The 16,531-nt window shown below is 66.7% G+C and carries 15 protein-coding genes; 7 read left to right on the top strand and 8 right to left on the bottom strand.

What is annotated here, in order from left to right; all coding sequences use genetic code 11:
- The first annotated feature begins 8 nt into the window (after positions 1–8).
- The 3 genes from ACX9NE_RS25660 (at position 9) to purM (ending at position 3,417) form a co-directional block, all read left to right on the top strand.
- Positions 9–404, top strand: a complete 396-nt coding sequence (locus ACX9NE_RS25660) for a sterol carrier family protein (protein WP_459364476.1) — start codon at positions 9–11, stop codon at positions 402–404.
- A gap of 322 nt (positions 405–726) precedes the next feature.
- Positions 727–2,262, top strand: coding sequence for an amidophosphoribosyltransferase (gene purF, locus ACX9NE_RS25655; RefSeq protein WP_459364477.1), 1,536 nt, complete (start codon positions 727–729; stop codon positions 2,260–2,262).
- A 60-nt stretch (positions 2,263–2,322) separates the two neighbouring features.
- Positions 2,323–3,417 (top strand): phosphoribosylformylglycinamidine cyclo-ligase, encoded by a 1,095-nt coding sequence (gene purM, locus ACX9NE_RS25650; RefSeq protein WP_459364478.1) that lies wholly within the window; start codon positions 2,323–2,325, stop codon positions 3,415–3,417.
- A gap of 37 nt (positions 3,418–3,454) precedes the next feature.
- Here the strand turns inward: purM and ACX9NE_RS25645 are convergent, their stop codons facing one another.
- Together ACX9NE_RS25645 and ygfZ are read right to left on the bottom strand one after the other, a co-directional pair.
- Positions 3,455–3,634: a DUF3073 domain-containing protein gene (locus ACX9NE_RS25645; RefSeq protein WP_459364479.1), complete on the bottom strand. Its 180-nt coding sequence runs from the start codon at positions 3,632–3,634 to the stop codon at positions 3,455–3,457.
- Between the two features lie 174 nt (positions 3,635–3,808).
- Entirely contained in the window at positions 3,809–4,903 is a 1,095-nt protein-coding gene (gene ygfZ / locus ACX9NE_RS25640; RefSeq protein WP_459364480.1) for a CAF17-like 4Fe-4S cluster assembly/insertion protein YgfZ, read from the bottom strand.
- 133 nt (positions 4,904–5,036) lie between these two features.
- Between ygfZ and ACX9NE_RS25635 the strand changes: the two genes are divergently transcribed.
- The gene (locus ACX9NE_RS25635) at positions 5,037–5,903 is read left to right on the top strand and encodes an aminodeoxychorismate lyase (protein WP_459364505.1); all 867 of its coding nucleotides are present in this window, start codon (positions 5,037–5,039) and stop codon (positions 5,901–5,903) included.
- A 239-nt stretch (positions 5,904–6,142) separates the two neighbouring features.
- Here the strand turns inward: ACX9NE_RS25635 and ACX9NE_RS25630 are convergent, their stop codons facing one another.
- From ACX9NE_RS25630 to lmeA, 6 genes are all read right to left on the bottom strand, one after another.
- A complete protein-coding gene (locus ACX9NE_RS25630; RefSeq protein ID WP_459364481.1) occupies positions 6,143–7,657 on the bottom strand; it encodes a sensor domain-containing protein in 1,515 nt (504 codons plus the stop codon).
- Between the two features lie 130 nt (positions 7,658–7,787).
- Entirely contained in the window at positions 7,788–10,157 is a 2,370-nt protein-coding gene (locus ACX9NE_RS25625) for a RyR domain-containing protein (protein WP_459364482.1), read from the bottom strand.
- A gap of 110 nt (positions 10,158–10,267) precedes the next feature.
- Positions 10,268–10,912 carry a heme-binding beta-barrel domain-containing protein gene (locus tag ACX9NE_RS25620; RefSeq protein WP_459364483.1) on the bottom strand — a complete coding sequence of 215 codons (645 nt, stop codon included), beginning with the start codon at positions 10,910–10,912 and terminating at the stop codon, positions 10,268–10,270.
- Between the two features lie 155 nt (positions 10,913–11,067).
- Positions 11,068–11,370, bottom strand: coding sequence for a DUF1416 domain-containing protein (locus ACX9NE_RS25615; protein WP_205874850.1), 303 nt, complete (start codon positions 11,368–11,370; stop codon positions 11,068–11,070).
- 1 nt (position 11,371) lies between these two features.
- Positions 11,372–12,205: a sulfurtransferase gene (locus tag ACX9NE_RS25610; RefSeq protein WP_459364484.1), complete on the bottom strand. Its 834-nt coding sequence runs from the start codon at positions 12,203–12,205 to the stop codon at positions 11,372–11,374.
- A 356-nt stretch (positions 12,206–12,561) separates the two neighbouring features.
- Positions 12,562–13,368, bottom strand: a complete 807-nt coding sequence (gene lmeA, locus ACX9NE_RS25605) for a mannan chain length control protein LmeA (protein ID WP_459364485.1) — start codon at positions 13,366–13,368, stop codon at positions 12,562–12,564.
- 247 nt (positions 13,369–13,615) lie between these two features.
- On the opposite strand from lmeA, the gene ACX9NE_RS25600 reads away from it, so the two are divergent.
- From ACX9NE_RS25600 to pstS, 3 genes are all read left to right on the top strand, one after another.
- Entirely contained in the window at positions 13,616–14,371 is a 756-nt protein-coding gene (locus tag ACX9NE_RS25600; RefSeq protein WP_459364486.1) for a winged helix-turn-helix transcriptional regulator, read from the top strand.
- Positions 14,368–15,291, top strand: a complete 924-nt coding sequence (mshD, locus tag ACX9NE_RS25595) for a mycothiol synthase (protein ID WP_459364487.1) — start codon at positions 14,368–14,370, stop codon at positions 15,289–15,291. Before ACX9NE_RS25600 ends, mshD begins: the two co-directional genes overlap by 4 nt.
- Positions 15,292–15,420: 129 nt before the next feature.
- A complete protein-coding gene (pstS, locus tag ACX9NE_RS25590; RefSeq protein ID WP_459364506.1) occupies positions 15,421–16,488 on the top strand; it encodes a phosphate ABC transporter substrate-binding protein PstS in 1,068 nt (355 codons plus the stop codon).
- The last annotated feature ends 43 nt before the right edge of the window (positions 16,489–16,531 follow it).

Below are 16,531 nucleotides of genomic sequence, written 5' to 3'. Positions count from 1 at the left end.
CCTAGGTTATGTCCGCCCGTCAGAAAGCCGATCCGGCAAAGACGCACCAGGCCGTGGCGGCGATCTCGGACTGGCTGCGTGACGAATCCCGCCCCGCCCCCGACCGGGCCGCGCTCGCGAGCGCGGTCCGTCTGACCGCGCGCACACTGGCCGACGTCGCGCCCGGTGCCAGCGTGGAAGTGCGAATACCGCCGTTCGTCGCTGTGCAGTGCGTGTCCGGTCCCCGGCATACCCGCGGGACACCCCCCAACGTGGTGGAAACCGACCCGCGAACGTGGCTGTTGGTGGCAGCGGGTCTGATGGGGTTCGCGGAGGCCGCGGCCCTTGGCGCAGTTGCCCTTTCGGGGTCGCGAGCGTGTGAGATCACGCGGTGGCTACCGCTGGTCAGTCTGGAGGAGGTCTGACCTTCGGGCGGACCGAACACCATGGCGGCGCCCCCGCTGCCACCAGGTTCGCTGTTGCCACCGAGTTGTGGATGCTGGCCAATTCGGTGGCGGTAGCCTCCAGGACATCCGGCTCCAAGGCGACATATGACATCTTTCGTCCCGAAACCGTGACGATCCGGTCTGCGCCCGGTGGGGAGAAACCGCAGCACCATCTCGACCGCATGGGAGCTTTGCGCACGAGCCAAAACGTCCGGACACACCACCTCGATTCGGCGCCATACCCGAATTGCCCGTAGACTCCGTAGACGTCACCAACCGCGCCCTAGGGAGCCGCTATATCGTGACCGCGCATCAGCCCGAGCAAGACTTCAGTTCGCCTCGTGAAGAGTGTGGTGTATTCGGGGTCTGGGCCCCCGGTGAAGATGTCGCCAAACTGACCTACTACGGCCTGTACGCGTTGCAGCATCGCGGCCAGGAAGCCGCGGGCATCGCCGTGGCCGACGGATCCCAGGTGCTGGTTTTCAAGGACCTCGGCCTGGTGAGTCAGGTGTTCGACGAGCAGACATTGGCCGCGATGGAGGGCCACGTCGCCATCGGGCACTGCCGCTACTCCACCTCCGGGGACACCACCTGGGAGAACGCCCAGCCGGTGTTCCGCAACACCGCCGCCGGGACCGGGGTTGCCCTGGGACACAACGGAAACCTGGTCAACGCCGCCGAATTGGCCGCGCGCGCCCGTGATGCGGGGTTGATCGCTAAACGGTGCCCCGCCCCGGCGACGACCGACTCGGACATTCTGGGCGCGCTGTTGGCCCACGGAGCGGCGGACGCCAGCCTGGAGCAGGCCGCGCTGGAACTGCTGCCGACGGTGCGTGGCGCGTTCTGCCTGACGTTTATGGACGAGAACACTCTCTACGCATGCCGCGACCCGCACGGCGTGCGGCCGCTGTCGCTCGGGCGATTGGACCGCGGCTGGGTGGTGGCTTCCGAAACTGCCGCGCTCGATATCGTCGGCGCCTCGTTTGTCCGGGATATCGAGCCGGGTGAACTGCTTGCGATCGATGCCGACGGGGTGCGCTCCACCCGCTTCGCCAACCCCACACCGAAGGGCTGCATCTTCGAGTACGTCTACCTGGCCCGGCCCGACAGCACCATCGGTGGCCGGTCGATCCATGGTGCCCGGCTGGACATCGGTCGCCGGCTGGCCCGCGAATGCCCGGTCGACGCCGACCTGGTGATCGGCGTGCCCGAATCCGGTACACCCGCCGCAGTCGGATATGCGCAGGAATCCGGCATCCCATACGGGCAGGGCCTGATGAAGAACGCCTATGTCGGACGTACCTTCATCCAGCCCTCGCAAACAATCCGCCAGCTCGGCATCCGTCTCAAGCTGAACCCGCTCAAAGAGGTGATCCGCGGCAAGCGACTCATCGTGGTCGACGACTCGATCGTGCGCGGCAACACTCAGCGTGCGCTTGTGCGGATGCTGCGCGAGGCCGGCGCGGTCGAGGTACACGTGCGGATCGCCTCACCGCCGGTGAAATGGCCCTGCTTCTACGGCATCGACTTCCCCTCGCCGGCCGAGTTGATCGCCAACGCCGTCGAGGACGAGGGGGAAATGCTGGAGGCCGTTCGGCATGCCATCAACGCAGACACACTCGGCTACATCTCGCTGCGTGGCCTGATCGCGGCCACCGAGCAGCCCTCCTCGCGGCTGTGCACGGCCTGCTTCGACGGCAGTTACCCGATCGAGCTACCCAGCGAAAGCGCGCTGGGCAAGAACGTCATCGAGCACGTGCTGGCCAATGCCGCGCGCGGTGCCGGTCTGGGTGAGTTGACGGGTCGCGACGTCCCGGAAGTTCCGGTCGGTCGCTGAAAGAGGCTCTGCGGAGGTAATCGATACCGGCCGTGCCTGCGACCGGTAGCCTTTATCGCGATGACGGATCCCGAACAAAGCGCCAAACGCGGCGCGGGCGACCAGGGCATCACCTACGCATCGGCCGGGGTGGACATAGAAGCCGGTGACCGCGCTGTCGACTTGTTCAAGCCGCTGGCGAGCAAGGCCACCAGACCCGAGGTGCGTGGTGGGCTCGGCGGCTTCGCCGGGCTGTTCGCGCTCCGCGGGGGCTACCGCGAACCGGTGCTTGCTGCCTCCACCGATGGCGTCGGTACCAAGCTGGCCGTCGCCCAGGCGATGGACAAGCACGACACCGTGGGCCTGGACCTGGTCGCCATGGTGGTTGACGACCTCGTCGTCTGCGGCGCCGAACCGCTGTTCCTGCAGGACTACATCGCTGTCGGGCGCACCGTCCCGGAACGGGTCGCGGCCATCGTGAGCGGCATCGCCGAGGGGTGTGTCCGCGCAGGCTGCGCCCTGCTCGGCGGCGAGACCGCCGAACACCCGGGCCTGATGGAGCCGGACCACTATGACATCTCGGCCACCGGCGTCGGCGTGGTGGAAGCCGACGACGTCCTGGGGCCGGACCGCGTCAAACCCGGCGACGTCATCATCGGCATGGGGTCCTCGGGACTGCACTCCAACGGATACTCGCTGGCCCGGACGGTGCTACTCCAGATCGACAGGATGAACCTGGCCGGCTACGTCGAGGAGTTCGGTCGCACGCTGGGTGAGGAGTTGCTGGAGCCCACCCGGATCTACGCCAAGGACTGCCTGGCGCTCATCGCCGAGACCCAGGTGCGCACGTTCTGCCATGTCACCGGGGGAGGGCTGGCCGGAAACCTGGAGCGTGTCATCCCGCACGGTCTGGTCGCCGAAGTGGATCGGGGCACCTGGACGCCTGCGCCGGTGTTCGCCATGATCGCCCAGCGTGGCCGTGTCGCGCGGGCGGAGATGGAGAAGACGTTCAACATGGGCGTTGGCATGATCGCCGTCGTCGCACCCGAAGACACCGACCGCGCCCGGGCTATCCTCACCGCCCGGCACCTGGATTGCTGGGTGCTGGGCACCATCTGCAAGGGTGGGAAAGAGGGCCCGCGTGCCAGGCTCGTCGGCCAGCACCCCCGATTTTGAGAATCTCGAACCCGAGCCGCTCTGACGTGATGTCAGATCAGCGGCGCCAGGTGTCCTCGTCGTCCCATGAATCGCCCTCCCCGTTGTCGGATTCATCGGTGCTGGTGCTCGTCCCTGACAACTCGCGCTGAAGCCGCGTGAAGTCGGTCTGCGGGGAGCTGTATTTCAGTTCTCGAGCAACCTTGGTCTGCTTTGCCTTAGCCCGGCCGCGGCCCATGGGGGGACCCCCTCGCGAAATAACGGAGCGGCCTAACAAGTAGGCGGCTCCGATCTCTAGTGTCGTTATTGTCCTGCCGATAGCTTACCGTGCCGCGCGGCCGAAGGTGGGCGCGCCCTGCCCAGCCGCGCATGGCGGATCTCACAGTCTTATCGGGCGCTGCCGCGCGGCGCTCTATCGGCTGCCGCCCCGCAACCGATCGACAGCCAGCCGTCCGGCACCAACGTCATCCCGCGGCGGCAGCGAGTCCGCGTCGATCGTCGCGGCAACCGCGCCGTCGGCACCCGTGGTCAACGCCGTGTCGGCGGGTATTCCGCGCTTCACCAACGCCAGAGCCACCGGTCCGAGGTCGACGTGTTCCACCACTGTTCCCAACCGTCCGACGGCCCGACCGGCGGCAAGCACCGGATCACCGGTGGACGGCCGGTCCGTTGAGCCGTCAAAATGCAGCAACACCAGCATCCGCGGCGGTTTGCCCAGATTATGCACCCGGGCCACCGTCTCCTGGCCGCGGTAGCAACCCTTGTCCAGGTGCACGGCTCCCTGACCGGGACCGCCGATCAACCGCACTTCGTGTGGGATGGTGCGCTCGTCGGTGTCGACGCCGAGCCGTGGCCGCAGGGCCGCCACGCGGTGGGCTTCATAGGCCCACACACCGGCGGGACGCACACCCGCGCGGGTCAGTCGTTCCCGCCAGTCGGCCGATTTATCACGTGGCACCAGCATGTCCAGCTCTACCGGTCCGTTCGGGGTGCTCGGCATCCGCCGCAGAAACCCACCGCCCGGTAGCGGGACCGCCGACCACTCGGGCGGGAGCGCGTTGACACCCAGAGCGTCCAGGACCGGCCGGTCGGCCAGCCGCGGCCCTATCAGCGACAGCACTGCCAGTTCCGCGGCAGACGGGGTGACGTCGGACCAGAACACCAGCTTGGACAGATAGGCCAACAGAGGTTCGCCCCGCCATGGTTCGGTGTCCAGATAGGTCGTGCCACCTAGGTCGGTCTGCACCCAGTGATCCTCGATGCGGCCCTGGCCGTCCAGGCTGAGGTTCTGGGTACCCGCGCCGTCCGGTAGCTCGCTGACGTGCTGGCTGGAGATGCTGTGCAGCCATGTTTGGCGATCTTTGCCCGTCAGCGCGATCACGGCCCGGTGCGAGCGGTCTATCAGGATCGCATCGGTCTGGGCTGCCCGCTGCTCACCGAGTGGGTCGCCGTAATGCCAGACCGCGCCAGCGTCGGGGCCGGGGTGGACGGCGGATACCGGATTCACACGTCAACTCTACGGCGCGGTCGTCCCCGCCCACCGTCGAGCGTGAAGCCAGCCGCACGCTCGCAGTCGAGCGTGAAGCCAGCCGCACGCTCGCCGCATGCCCGGGCCATTAGGCTCACTCCCCATGACGGGTGTGGTCGTCACTCTGGATGGGGAGATTGTCGAACCCGGGACGCCGTTGCTGCATGCTGACGACCTGGCGGCGGTGCGCGGCGACGGGGTGTTCGAGACGCTGCTGGTCCGCGACGGCAGGGCATGCCTGGTCGAGTCGCACCTCCAACGGCTGACCCACTCCGCGAAACTGATGGATCTGTCCGCACCTGACCTGCCGCGATGGCGGCGGGCGATCGAGGTGGCGACCCGGCGGTGGCTGACGCAGACCGTCGACGAGGCCGCGATGCGGTTGATCTACAGCCGCGGCCGAGAGAATGACCCGGCGGCACCGACCGCCTACGTGATGGTCAACCCCGTGCCTGACCGGGTGCACGCGGTGCGCCGCGACGGCCTTTCGGCGATCACCCTCGATCGCGGGCTGGCGGTCACCGGAGCCGACACGTCGCCATGGTTGCTGGCCGGCGCGAAAACACTGTCCTATGCGGTCAATATGGCTGCCCTTCGGCACGCGGCCCGGCAAGGCGCCGGCGACGTCATCTTCGTCAGCACTGATGGCTACATCCTGGAAGGGCCCCGCTCGACTGTGGTCATCGCTGTCGACGGTACGGACGGTCGCCCGTGCCTGCTCACTCCGCCGCCGTGGTATCCGATTTTGCGGGGAACCACCCAACAGGCGCTGTTCGAAGTAGCCCGCGCGAGCGGGTATGACTGCGACTACCGGGCGCTACGTGCGTCGGATCTGGCCACCGCGCACGGCATCTGGCTGGTTTCCAGCATGACGCTGGCTGCCCGGGTACACACTCTCGACGGCCGCTGGCTGCCCCGCGCGCCCTTCGCTGACACCTTCGCCGATCTGGTCGACGCCGCCATCGTCCTCGATCGCTGAGCGCTTAATCCTGTTGTCGCCGGGCCGGGGTCGCGGTAGCGTCGGGCTTACACAAGGAAGGAGGTGGTCCGCGAATTGATAGCTTCATGGACATGTGAGGTGGCTGCGCGCTAGCTGCATCGGCTCGGAAGAGTCAGCGATCTACGCGCGCTGGCGAATTTCCCGCAGCCACCCGGCCCCCGAGCTTCCGGTCTGTCCAACCGGAGCAACGCTCGGGGGCCGCTCCATCTCCAGCGGTACTACTTCTTTGCCCTGGCCGCGATCTGGTCGGCTAACCGGACCCCGCCGTCGGTGATGTCGTTGCCGCATGCCTGCACCTCGATAACGAGTTCGCCTTCCGCTAGGAGTGCATGCTGGCAAGTACGTCCGCCGTTCTCGGTTTCCGCGCGGGTCATGGTGATCTTGGGCGCCTCGCCATTGACCTCACCGAAGCTCCACTCCGTGCTTTTGCTCGGACCGGTGAACGTGACCGTCTTGTTGGCGCACGCCCGCCACTTGCCGGCCGACGACTCGACGAATGCCCGAGCCTTGTCAGCCGAGGGGAACTTCGCAACGGCCTCGACCACCCGATGGGCGTCACCAGCGGATTGGACCACCTGACTGTGTATCGCGGTCGGATCGTGCGGCCGGTACACCGTTTCCTGGAACGGTTCGAAGGCCGCCAGGCACGACGGGTCGGACAACGTACCCTGCGGTGCGCGCAGCTGGTCGCTGCGCGCACCTTCCTTCATGTTGGGGTCCCCGAGCACATTCCCGATATCGGCAGCTCCGAGCAGCACGGACGCGGTTTCGGCCGAAGGCGTTGATCCGCCGGCCGCGGTGCCGGCCCCGGTTGGCTTGGCCGCCGCCGGCTTGCGGGTATTGCCGCCGCTCGTGGCGAAGACCACGATCAACACGATGGCCACCACCGCGGCCAGGGCGGCACCGCCGATGATCAGCAGCTTCTTGCTGGATCCACCGGACGCGGGTGCCGGTGCCGCGTGACCCGCGGCGGGCCGGGTGGGCGGCGCCGCAGCCGCGGGCGCCTCGGGTGCTTTGGCTGCCGGGGCTTTGGCCGCCGGGGCCTGGGCTACCGGTGCTTCGGCCGGCGCGCCGTCCTTGGCCTCGATCTCGGCCAGCACGTTGTCGATTTCGGTCCGGGTGCGATAGGTCACGTCGTGGCGCATCCGCAGCATGCGCAACAGCTGGGCGATGTCGCTGCGCGCGCTGGGGTCGTCGCCGTCCTCGTCGAGTCCGGAGCGCAACTCGACCAGCAACTGCAGCTGCGTCTGGGGCGTGAGCTCCTTCTCCGACAGGGTGTTGCCCAGGCGCATGATGTAGCCGAACGGCACCGGTGGCTCGTCGGGCAACGGCGATGGCAGCGGCGCGGCTTTCTCCCGCATCGCGTGGATAGCCGTGACCAATTGGATGCCGGCGTCGACCGTCGGGTTCTGGTAGTCGATGATCTGCAGGGTGGAGACGGGGTTGACCCGCACGCTGTCCACCGGGCCTACCTTGACCGGCAGGATCGGCCGGTTCAGGGCCTGCGCGTAGCGCAATTCGGCCTGGCTCGGCTTGGACTGCAGCCAGTTGTTGGACAGCGCGACGACGAACACGTCGCACGAGCGGATCTGCTCCAGAATCGCGCTCCACCAGGCGTCGCCGCCCCCGAGTTCCTGGTCGAACCAGACCTTCTGTTGTGCACGCTTCAAAGCAGTCGTCAGCGCGTCGAGCGACGTCCTGTCCTGGCTCGAGTAGCTGATGAATATGGCCACGGCAGTCTCCTCAATTGAGGTAAGGGGGAAGCACATACGGCGAAACCGTCATGCGACGGTAGCGCATGGTAGTGGTCGCAGCAATCGGCGCTGGCAAACCGACTCGATACACCCGCGCGCGCCGCAACGGTCACTCGTGGGCGGGGACGTGCGAGTCGTCGACGGGCTGGAACTCGACGTAGCGGCGCGTGAACTCGTCGCCCGGTACCGGCCACTGCTCGCCTTCTGCTCCCCGCACCACCCAATCGCCGTCCGCCGCGTTGGTCGGTCCTTCCAGGGTGTTGATCGTCTCACCCGGTTGCGCCGGACGGGCCTGGACGCGTCCTTTGCGGCGCCACAGTCCCTCCCCGGCGGGCTCGTATGTGGCGCGGAAGATGTCGTCACGCACTGACCACGTCTTGCCGTCCAATCGCACCTCCCAGTCGCCCGCGTCGGCATGCATGGTGTGCCCCGAATCCGATGTCCATGTCCAGGGCGCGTTGCGTTGTTCGGCCGCGACGGTGCCGACCCGGGTGAAGGTTCGCCAGAGCGGGCGTGAGCGGTATCCCAGTTGACGCAGGCTCCACAGCGTCGCCGCCAGGCTGCGCACGGCGGCGTTGAGCAGGTCCGGGTTGCTTTCGACGGCCGACCAGTCGACGAGCTTGTCGTGAATCTTGCGGGCGTCGTCACGCGGCGTGCCGTACTTCCACCCGTTGCGTCGGTAGTACCGGCACCAGTCTTCGTGCTCGGCCCGGGCCATGGCCAGCGCAGAATACTGGTCGAACCCCATGAGGTTGAGTTGTTCCAGCGGCGGCGAATCGGCCATGTCACGCCCGGACAGCTGGGCGGGCGGGCTGCCCCAGGTGTTCCACGTATGGCCGGCGACCTGTTCCACCATCCACAACGCGTTGCGTACCTGGCGCCGGTTGGATCCGCGGTAAAACTCGTCGAGTTCGATCCACGGCACGGACGCTGGCCCGCGCGGCCAACTGGGATCGATCGTGGCCACATACCGCTCGTGGATCAGTCGGGCCGCCCGTTCCCAGGCGTCCTGGACCTGGCCTTCGCGGCTGTCCAGCACCAGCGAGTAGGACTGCAGCATGCCGACCACCTGGATCGAGTCGTCGGTGATGCTGGTGTTGAGGTCGGAGGTGTACACCGGCATGTCGGGGAAGCGGGCGGCCAGCCTGGTGCCGGTGGTAGCGGTGTGCGTGTCAACCAGGATCACTGCGCTGGCGGTGGGATCGGTGTCGCCGATGAGCCGCAGGATGGTGGGAATCGTCGGGCCCTCCGACACGGCGTCGATGGACGGTCCAGCGGAGGCGAATCCTGCTTGCTGTCGATAGAACTCGTGATCCTTCAGGTACTCCTCGGCATCCCTTTCCACCAGGGTCAGCGACGGGAGCGGGATCGCTCCCGGCGGTGTGTAGAAGTCGCGTTCGAGCGCGCGACGGGTCAGATCCGCGCACAGTGCCAAGGTCAATTGGGATGTGCCGCAGACGAATACGCGCTTGGTGCGGCCCGTCGCGATGATCCCGTCGAGCAGCCGGCTCGCGGTCACCTCGTACTTGCCGACCACATCGGCCGCCCACCGGGTGTCCGATCCACCGAATTGCTGAGCGCGCCAGGCCTCGGCCAGCCACGGATCGTCGATCCGCACGATGAGCGGCAGCCGCCTCTTGTGGGCGACCTCTGAGAGCCGACGGCTGATCATGTCCAGCCACAGCAGGTTGATCGCCGGGTCGGGGGCCATCAGGTAGAGCCGGCCGAGATGACGCCACAGCCGCAGCGACACCAACGTGGCGGGTGTGTTGAAGTCCACGAGTACCACGCGGGCGCCCAGCCGGCGGATTCGTTGGACCCTGTCGTCATTGGCGCTGGTGATGACCACGAGGGTGCTGCGCCGGTCCAATGTCCGTGCCACCCCACTGACCATGGATTCGGTGTCGTCGTCGACACCCACGATGGCGGTGACGGAATCGGCGAAGTTGGCCCGTATCCGGTCTACCTGGGACCGGAAGACGCCGACCACCACACCACCCAGACCGGTGAAAATCGCCGAAACCGCTGCCATCCGTGCCAACTCGAGACCGACCGGTGTCGGGCTGGGGCAGATCTGCCCGCCCAGCGAGTAATCGCTGCTGCTGCCCTTGATCAGTTGGGCGGTCAGCATCAGCGGGGTGAAGACCGCGGGATGGTTCGCGTCGTGACAGTTCCAGTAGGAACTGAGACCCAGGATCGCGCTGATCGTGATGAGCAGTGCTATCACCGTGAACGAGACGCCGACCAGGCGGTGGCTGCTGTTGGAGCGGAAGGTCATCACGCTCACCGCGACCAGGACGCCGACCACGATCGCTGTCGTCGGCATCGACCCCGGCCGGCCGAACCATCCGAGGCCGGCGGGCAGCAGGTCGAGGATGGCCGGCCGGTATGCCACCGCTGCCAGGTAGATGATCAGCAGCACAGCGAGAATTGACAGCGCCCAGCGCACCGGACGTGGAGCGATCTTCTTCTCGCGCATCCGGGCGAACCTCCCTTCCCGCAGCCTGCCAGAACGCGAACAGTACACGCGCAACTCCTCGCGAAGGCAAGACAAGTAGGGGGTCCGATTACATTGCGCCGGGCGGGGCCTCAGCCGACGAATCGGGACAATCGCGCCGACAGATGCGGGACCAGCCCGCCGTCGGCGTCGACCCGCTCTTCCACATATGCCAGGTCGCCGCCCTCGACGATGCCGTAAAGGCGTTTGGCGCCGCCGACCAGCACTCCGGACCGGCTGCGGGCAAGCGCATCGGTGACCAACTCCCAGGACGACTGGTTGCGCGGCCGCCCGTAGAACAGCTCGACGTAACCGGCCGAGTGCGCCAGCAACAACTCGATGGCCTGGGACTCGCTCGGATCGTCGGGGTCGGCGACGAATCGCCAGAAGCCGGTTTCGCGCAACCCAGGCTGGTGGTATTCACCGTCCTCGTCGAGGCGCCACGAACGGGCCTCCCAATTCAGGTAGTCGCCACCGTCGTGGGACACCACGATCTGCTGGCCAAACCGGTAATCACCGTCATGAGCGTGACCTTCGCCTTCGCCGCGCCACACGCCGACCAGCGGCAGCAGGGCCAGCAGCGCGTCGTTGAGGTTGGCCCCTTCGCGCAGGTTCGCCGTGTCCGCGGGTACCGGCAGGTCGTCGTACGCGGGGATATTACGGTTAGCGGTCAGTTTCGCCCGCTCCGCCGCCTGAGACAGCTCGTCAGCGGCACCCTTGCCCTCGCTCGGGGTCACGACTCGTCGGTGATCAGCCGATACAGCGCATACAGCGCGAACCAGGAGATGACCACGGTCGCGAGGACGAGCATGATCTCGAAGAACAGCACCACAGCGACGAGTCTATTCCAGGAGCGATCGCGAGCGCGGCGGAGCCGGGCGCAGCGGGTCGGTCAGGCGACCTTGATGTCCACCTCGTGGATGCCGGCGCCAGAGGGTGCCACCACGGCGTCGCCGTTGCCCACCCGCGACAACGCGCGCAGCGTCCACGATCCAGGCGCGGCGAAGAACCGGAAATCGCCGGTGGCCGACGCAACGACCTCCGCAGTGAACTCGTCAGACGAGTCCAGCAGCCGTACGAACGCGCCACCGACCGCCTGTCCGTCGCCGTCCACCACGCGACCGGTGATGACCGTTTCCTTCTCCAAGTCGACGCTGGCAGGCAACGTCAGTCCTTGCTTCGGTGCAGTGCACATGTCAGCTTCCCAACTCGATCGGGGCGCCCACCAGGGAGCCGTATTCCGTCCAACTGCCGTCGTAGTTTTTGACGTTTTTGTGTCCGAGTAGTTCTTGCAAGACGAACCAGGTGTGCGACGAACGTTCCCCGATCCGGCAGTAGGCAATCGTTTCCTTCGTCCCGTCCAGCCCGGCGTCGGCGTAGAGCTTGGCCAACTCGTCGTCGGACTTGAACGTTCCGTCCTCATTGGCGGCCTTGCTCCACGGCACGTTGATGGCGGTGGGAACGTGGCCGGGCCGCTGGCTCTGTTCCTGCGGCAGGTGCGCCGGAGCGAGGATCTTGCCGGAGAATTCGTCGGGAGACCGCACGTCGACCAGGTTCTTGGTGCCTATCGCGGCGATGACCTCGTCGCGGAAGGCGCGAATGCTGTTGTCCGGCGCCGATGCGGTGTAGGACGTGGCGGGCCGGCTGACAGGGTCGCTGGACAGCGACCGGCCGTCGAGCTCCCACTTCTTGCGACCGCCGTCGAGCAGTCTGACCTTCTCGTGGCCGTACAGCTTGAAGTACCAGTACGCATAGGCCGCGAACCAGTTGTTGTTGCCGCCGTAGAGGATCACGGTGTCGTCGTTGGAGATGCCGCGGTCGGACAACAGTTTGGAGAACTGCTGGGCGTCGACGAAGTCACGTTTCACCGGGTCTTGCAGGTCGTCTCGCCAGTCGAGCTTGACTGCGCCGGCGATGTGGCCGCCGTCGTATGCGCTGGTGTCCTCGTCTACCTCGACGAAGACGACATTGTCGGCATCCAGATTGCTCTCAGCCCAGTCGGCGGAGACCAGGACATCGGAGCGTGCCATGGGGATCCTTTCGATTTTCAGGTGAACGGCGTGGTCAGGTGTGGGCGGCGGGGCACGGACACCCACCCGCCCGGCTCATGGTGGTATTCGACACGGACTTACTCCTAGGTACGCCTGTTGCGCGAGGAAGACATGCCACGGCAGGGGGCCTGGCCGCTTCGAGTGCTGCGCAGATAGGCGCGGCCACTCAACAGCTACAGCAACAGCAACAACCCGCAATGCGGCACAGCGATGCTGTGCGGCGCTCGGTGAGCACAAGCTCGATGCGGGTTGACACGCCGGTCAGCTTACCTAATAAAACAGTGATCAAGCCAACAGCGGCCGAGAAAGCGGCCGCGGGCCGGTTATTGACAAGGTCACGACTGCTTGAAACCTTCCAACGTGACGGTGACTCCCGTGGTGATGCCCTCGATGATGACGTCGGAGCCACGCGCGCCGACCGTGTTGGGTGCGACCCCGAACGGGAGCCGCTGGTTGGGCAGTCTGCCGGTGAATGCGCGCATCACGGCGTCGCGTTTTTCGTCGGGAACGGTCCGGTTTTCGGTGTCGGGACCGGTGAGGACGCCGGTGGGGGTGATCATCAGGGTCGCCGGGTCGTCGGGCGCGATCGACAGGTCCACCGAGATGGAGACCCGCTGGTCAAATCCGGCTGATTTCGGGGTGCCGCTGAACACCAGTCCGTGGTTACCCGAGATCCCGGACTCGGTGGTGCCGCCGGTGGCGTCGTTCGACTCTTGCGGAGGGGCCTCCACCATCAGGTCGGCGATGCCCATGTAGCGGCCCAGATGCATCGAGTCGATGATGATGCGGCTCTCCAGCTTCCTGATCGGAAGTTTCGCATCGGGTGTGATCAGCCAGGATGCGTCGGTCAGGTCGATCGAGTGCATGGTGGCCTCCAGGGTGGCTCTGCCCACGCCGGCGTGATCGACGGCCCCGGCCTTGATCTCCAGCTCGTCGTAGTGGTGGCGCATCGCCTGCGGGATGAACGGGAAGGCGATGATGGCCACGAACGGGTCAGACCCCAGGTTGGCGGCTTTGCGCACGTTGGTGGACAGCCGGTATTCGGCGTAGATGCTTGCGCCGTAGTCGACGCCTACGGCGCCGAGCGCAATGACGCCGACCGCGATTGCCGCCGCAGTAACGCCGGCCAGGACTTTACGCACGCGGACATTCTGACATCGCCGGCGCCCTGTTGTGTTGCTCACAGTGTTCTCACGGTCCCGGCGTCTGTCCCCAGGTCGGCGGCCCTGCGAAGGGCTGCCGGCTAATCACCCGACTTTCGGCTGCTGTATTACGGAACGCATCGTCGTCAGGCCGAATACCAGGTGGCACGTTATCGTTAGATGATCTTGCCGCTAACGGCATGTGTCGGATGAGCCTGGGAGGCCTTGCCCACGAGGCTGGAGGGGCGTGTTGGAGCTATTACTGCTGACCTCGGAGCTGTATCCCGACCCGGTCCTACCCTCGTTGTCGTTGCTGCCCCACACCGTGCGGACCGCCCCGCCGGAGGCGTCTTCACTGTTGGAGGCGGGTAACGCCGACGCGGTGCTTGTCGATGCGCGCAACGACCTGTCGGCGGCCCGCGGTCTGTGCCGCCTGCTGAGCACGGCCGGCCGTTCGACGCCGGTTCTCGCGGTAGTCAGCGAAGGTGGGTTGGTGGCTATCAGTGCCGATTGGGGTCTGGACGAGATTTTGTTGCCCACCACCGGACCGGCCGAGATCGATGCCCGACTGCGGCTGGTGGTAGGTCGCCGCGGCGGCCTGGCCGACCAGGACAGTGTCGGCAAGGTGAGCCTGGGCGAGCTGGTGATCGACGAAGGCACCTACACCGCGCGGCTGCGGGGTCGTCCGCTGGACCTGACGTACAAGGAATTCGAGTTGCTGAAGTACCTGGCCCAGCACGCCGGCCGCGTGTTCACCCGCGCGCAACTGCTGCACGAGGTCTGGGGGTACGACTTCTTCGGCGGAACCCGCACCGTCGACGTGCACGTACGTCGGCTGCGGGCCAAGCTCGGCCCGGAGCATGAAGCGCTGATCGGGACGGTGCGCAACGTGGGTTACAAGGCGGTTCGCCCGGCACGCGGCCGGACCCAGAGCGCCGAGCCCGACGACGACTCCGAGGGCCAACTCCACGACCCGCTGGCCGACCCGCTGCGCAGTCAGTGACCGCGCCGCAGTGGCGCGCTGTCCTGACCGGCGATGAGCAACGTCAAATTCGTGAACTCATCACGGCGGCAACAGAATCCGATGGCGTAGCTCCGCTCGGCGAGCAGGTGTTGCGGGAACTGCCACAGCACCGTACTGAGCATCTGGTGATTTCCGATCACAGCGCCGGCGACATCATCACGGGCTATCTGAATCTCAGCCCGTCGCGGGATGACGCGGACGCGATGGCGGAATTGGTGGTACACCCGCATGCGCGACGGCGCGGCCTGGGCACCGCGCTGGCACGCGCCGCCCTGGCCAAAACCGACGGGCGGACCCGGTTCTGGGCGCACGGAACGTTGACGCCGGCCAGGGCCACCGCGTCGGCGCTGAATCTGGTCGCGGTGCGGGAACTGCTGCAGATGAGACGGCCGCTGCGCGACCTGACCGAACCGGTGCGCCCGGACAGTCTGGGTGAGGTGCGGATTCGCACGTACGCCGGCCGGTCCGACGACGCCGAGCTGCTACGGGTCAACAACGCCGCCTTTTCCTACCACCCGGAACAGGGTGGCTGGACCGAACGTGAGCTCGAGGAGCGGCGCGCGGAGTCGTGGTTCGATCCGGCGGGCCTGTTCCTGGCGTCCGACCGGAACGACCGGCTGCTGGGATTCCACTGGACCAAAGTGCATTCCGATCCTGCGGGTCTGGGCGAGGTCTACGTACTGGGCGTTGACCCCGCGGCGCAGGGCAGCGGTCTGGGACAGCTCCTGACATCGATTGGTCTGGCGTCGCTGGCGCAGCGGCTGGCCGGCATGCCTGACCCCACCGCGATGTTGTACGTGGAGTCCGACAACGCGGCCGCGGTGCGGACCTATGAGAAGACGGGTTTCACCGTTTACAGCGTCGACACGGCTTACGCCACGGGCTCCGCCGGCAACTGATCCGTCATCCGGCGCGTTTTCCTGTGCGGGGCATACTTTCCGGGCGACCTGGCAATGTCCCAGTGGGTGAACGACCGTCGAGGATCGTGCGGGAGGCGTGGCTCGCTGGCCAGGGTGACGGCCGTTGCGATGACGATCTGTTGTGCGGTCGTGACGGCGTGCGGCAGTGACGACAACCGTGGCTCCCCACCGGGCGCGGGGCCACCCTCCGGGGGCTCGTGTGGCGGGAAGAACGCGCTCACCGCTGAAGGTTCTACCGCCCAGCAGATCGCCATCGCGCTGTTCAATCAGGTGTGGGGGCAGCTGTGTCCCGGAAAGACGCTGGCCTATAACCCGACCGGGTCCGGCGCCGGACGCGAACAGTTCATTGCCGGCCACGTCGACTTCGCCGGGTCGGACTCGCCGCTGGTGTCCACCCAGATAGGTCCCGCGGCGCAGCGATGCAGCGGAAACCCGGCATGGGACCTGCCACTGGTATTCGGGCCGATCGCGTTGGTGTACAACCTGCCGGACATCCCCACGCTGGCTGTAGATGCCGACACGCTGGCGAAGATCTTCAGTGGCGGCATCCGTACCTGGGACGACCCGATGCTGGTCGCGCTGAATCCCGGCGTGGCGCTGCCGAAAACGCGGATCACGCCGATCTATCGCAAGGATTCGTCGGGAACCACCGACAATTTTCAGAAGTATCTGACCGCGGCTGCGCCGCAGAGTTGGTCCCGCGGCGTCGGCACCGAGTTTCTGGGCGGCGTCGGCGAGGGCGCCCCGCGGTCTGCGGGTGTGGTTCAGGCGGTCCAGGCCACCCCCGGAGCCATCGGCTACGTCGAGAAGGGTTTCGCCGACCGTGCCCGGGTGCCCTTCGCGCAGATCGACACCGGCAACGGCGTCGTCGCGCTCACCGATCAGACGGTGCGCCACGCCGTCAACGGCGTCAACTTCGCGGCCGGCGGTAACGATCTCGTCTTGGACCTGAATTCGTTGTATGCGATGCGGGATCCGGCGGCCTACCCGTTGGTGCTGGCCACCTACGAGATCGTGTGCTCCAAGGGATACGACCCGGATACCGCCGCGGCGGTCAAGGCCTTCCTCACCACCGCCGTCAACCACGGCCAGACGGGACTCACCTCCGCGGGGTATGTCCCGCTGCCGGATACAGTCAAGGCGCGCCTGATCACCGCGATCGACGCACTGCAGTAAATCGATGACGCGAGCGAAGGGACGGCGGTTACCCGGCAGCGGC

This window comes from Mycobacterium sp. ML4, assembly GCF_054515735.1.
This window is presented reverse-complemented; position numbering and strand designations above follow the sequence as displayed.

Bases quoted from the DNA above. Each gene is read 5' to 3' on its own strand.
- ACX9NE_RS25610 (WP_459364484.1), bottom strand. From the start codon at position 12,205: ATGGCACGCTCCGATGTCCTGGTCTCCGCCGACTGGGCTGAGAGCAAT.
- pstS (WP_459364506.1), top strand. From the start codon at position 15,421: ATGACGATCTGTTGTGCGGTCGTGACGGCGTGCGGCAGTGACGACAAC.
- ACX9NE_RS25625 (WP_459364482.1), bottom strand. From the start codon at position 10,157: ATGCGCGAGAAGAAGATCGCTCCACGTCCGGTGCGCTGGGCGCTGTCA.
- purM (WP_459364478.1), top strand. From the start codon at position 2,323: ATGACGGATCCCGAACAAAGCGCCAAACGCGGCGCGGGCGACCAGGGC.
- ACX9NE_RS25615 (WP_205874850.1), bottom strand. From the start codon at position 11,370: ATGTGCACTGCACCGAAGCAAGGACTGACGTTGCCTGCCAGCGTCGAC.
- ACX9NE_RS25660 (WP_459364476.1), top strand. From the start codon at position 9: ATGTCCGCCCGTCAGAAAGCCGATCCGGCAAAGACGCACCAGGCCGTG.
- ACX9NE_RS25645 (WP_459364479.1), bottom strand. From the start codon at position 3,634: ATGGGCCGCGGCCGGGCTAAGGCAAAGCAGACCAAGGTTGCTCGAGAA.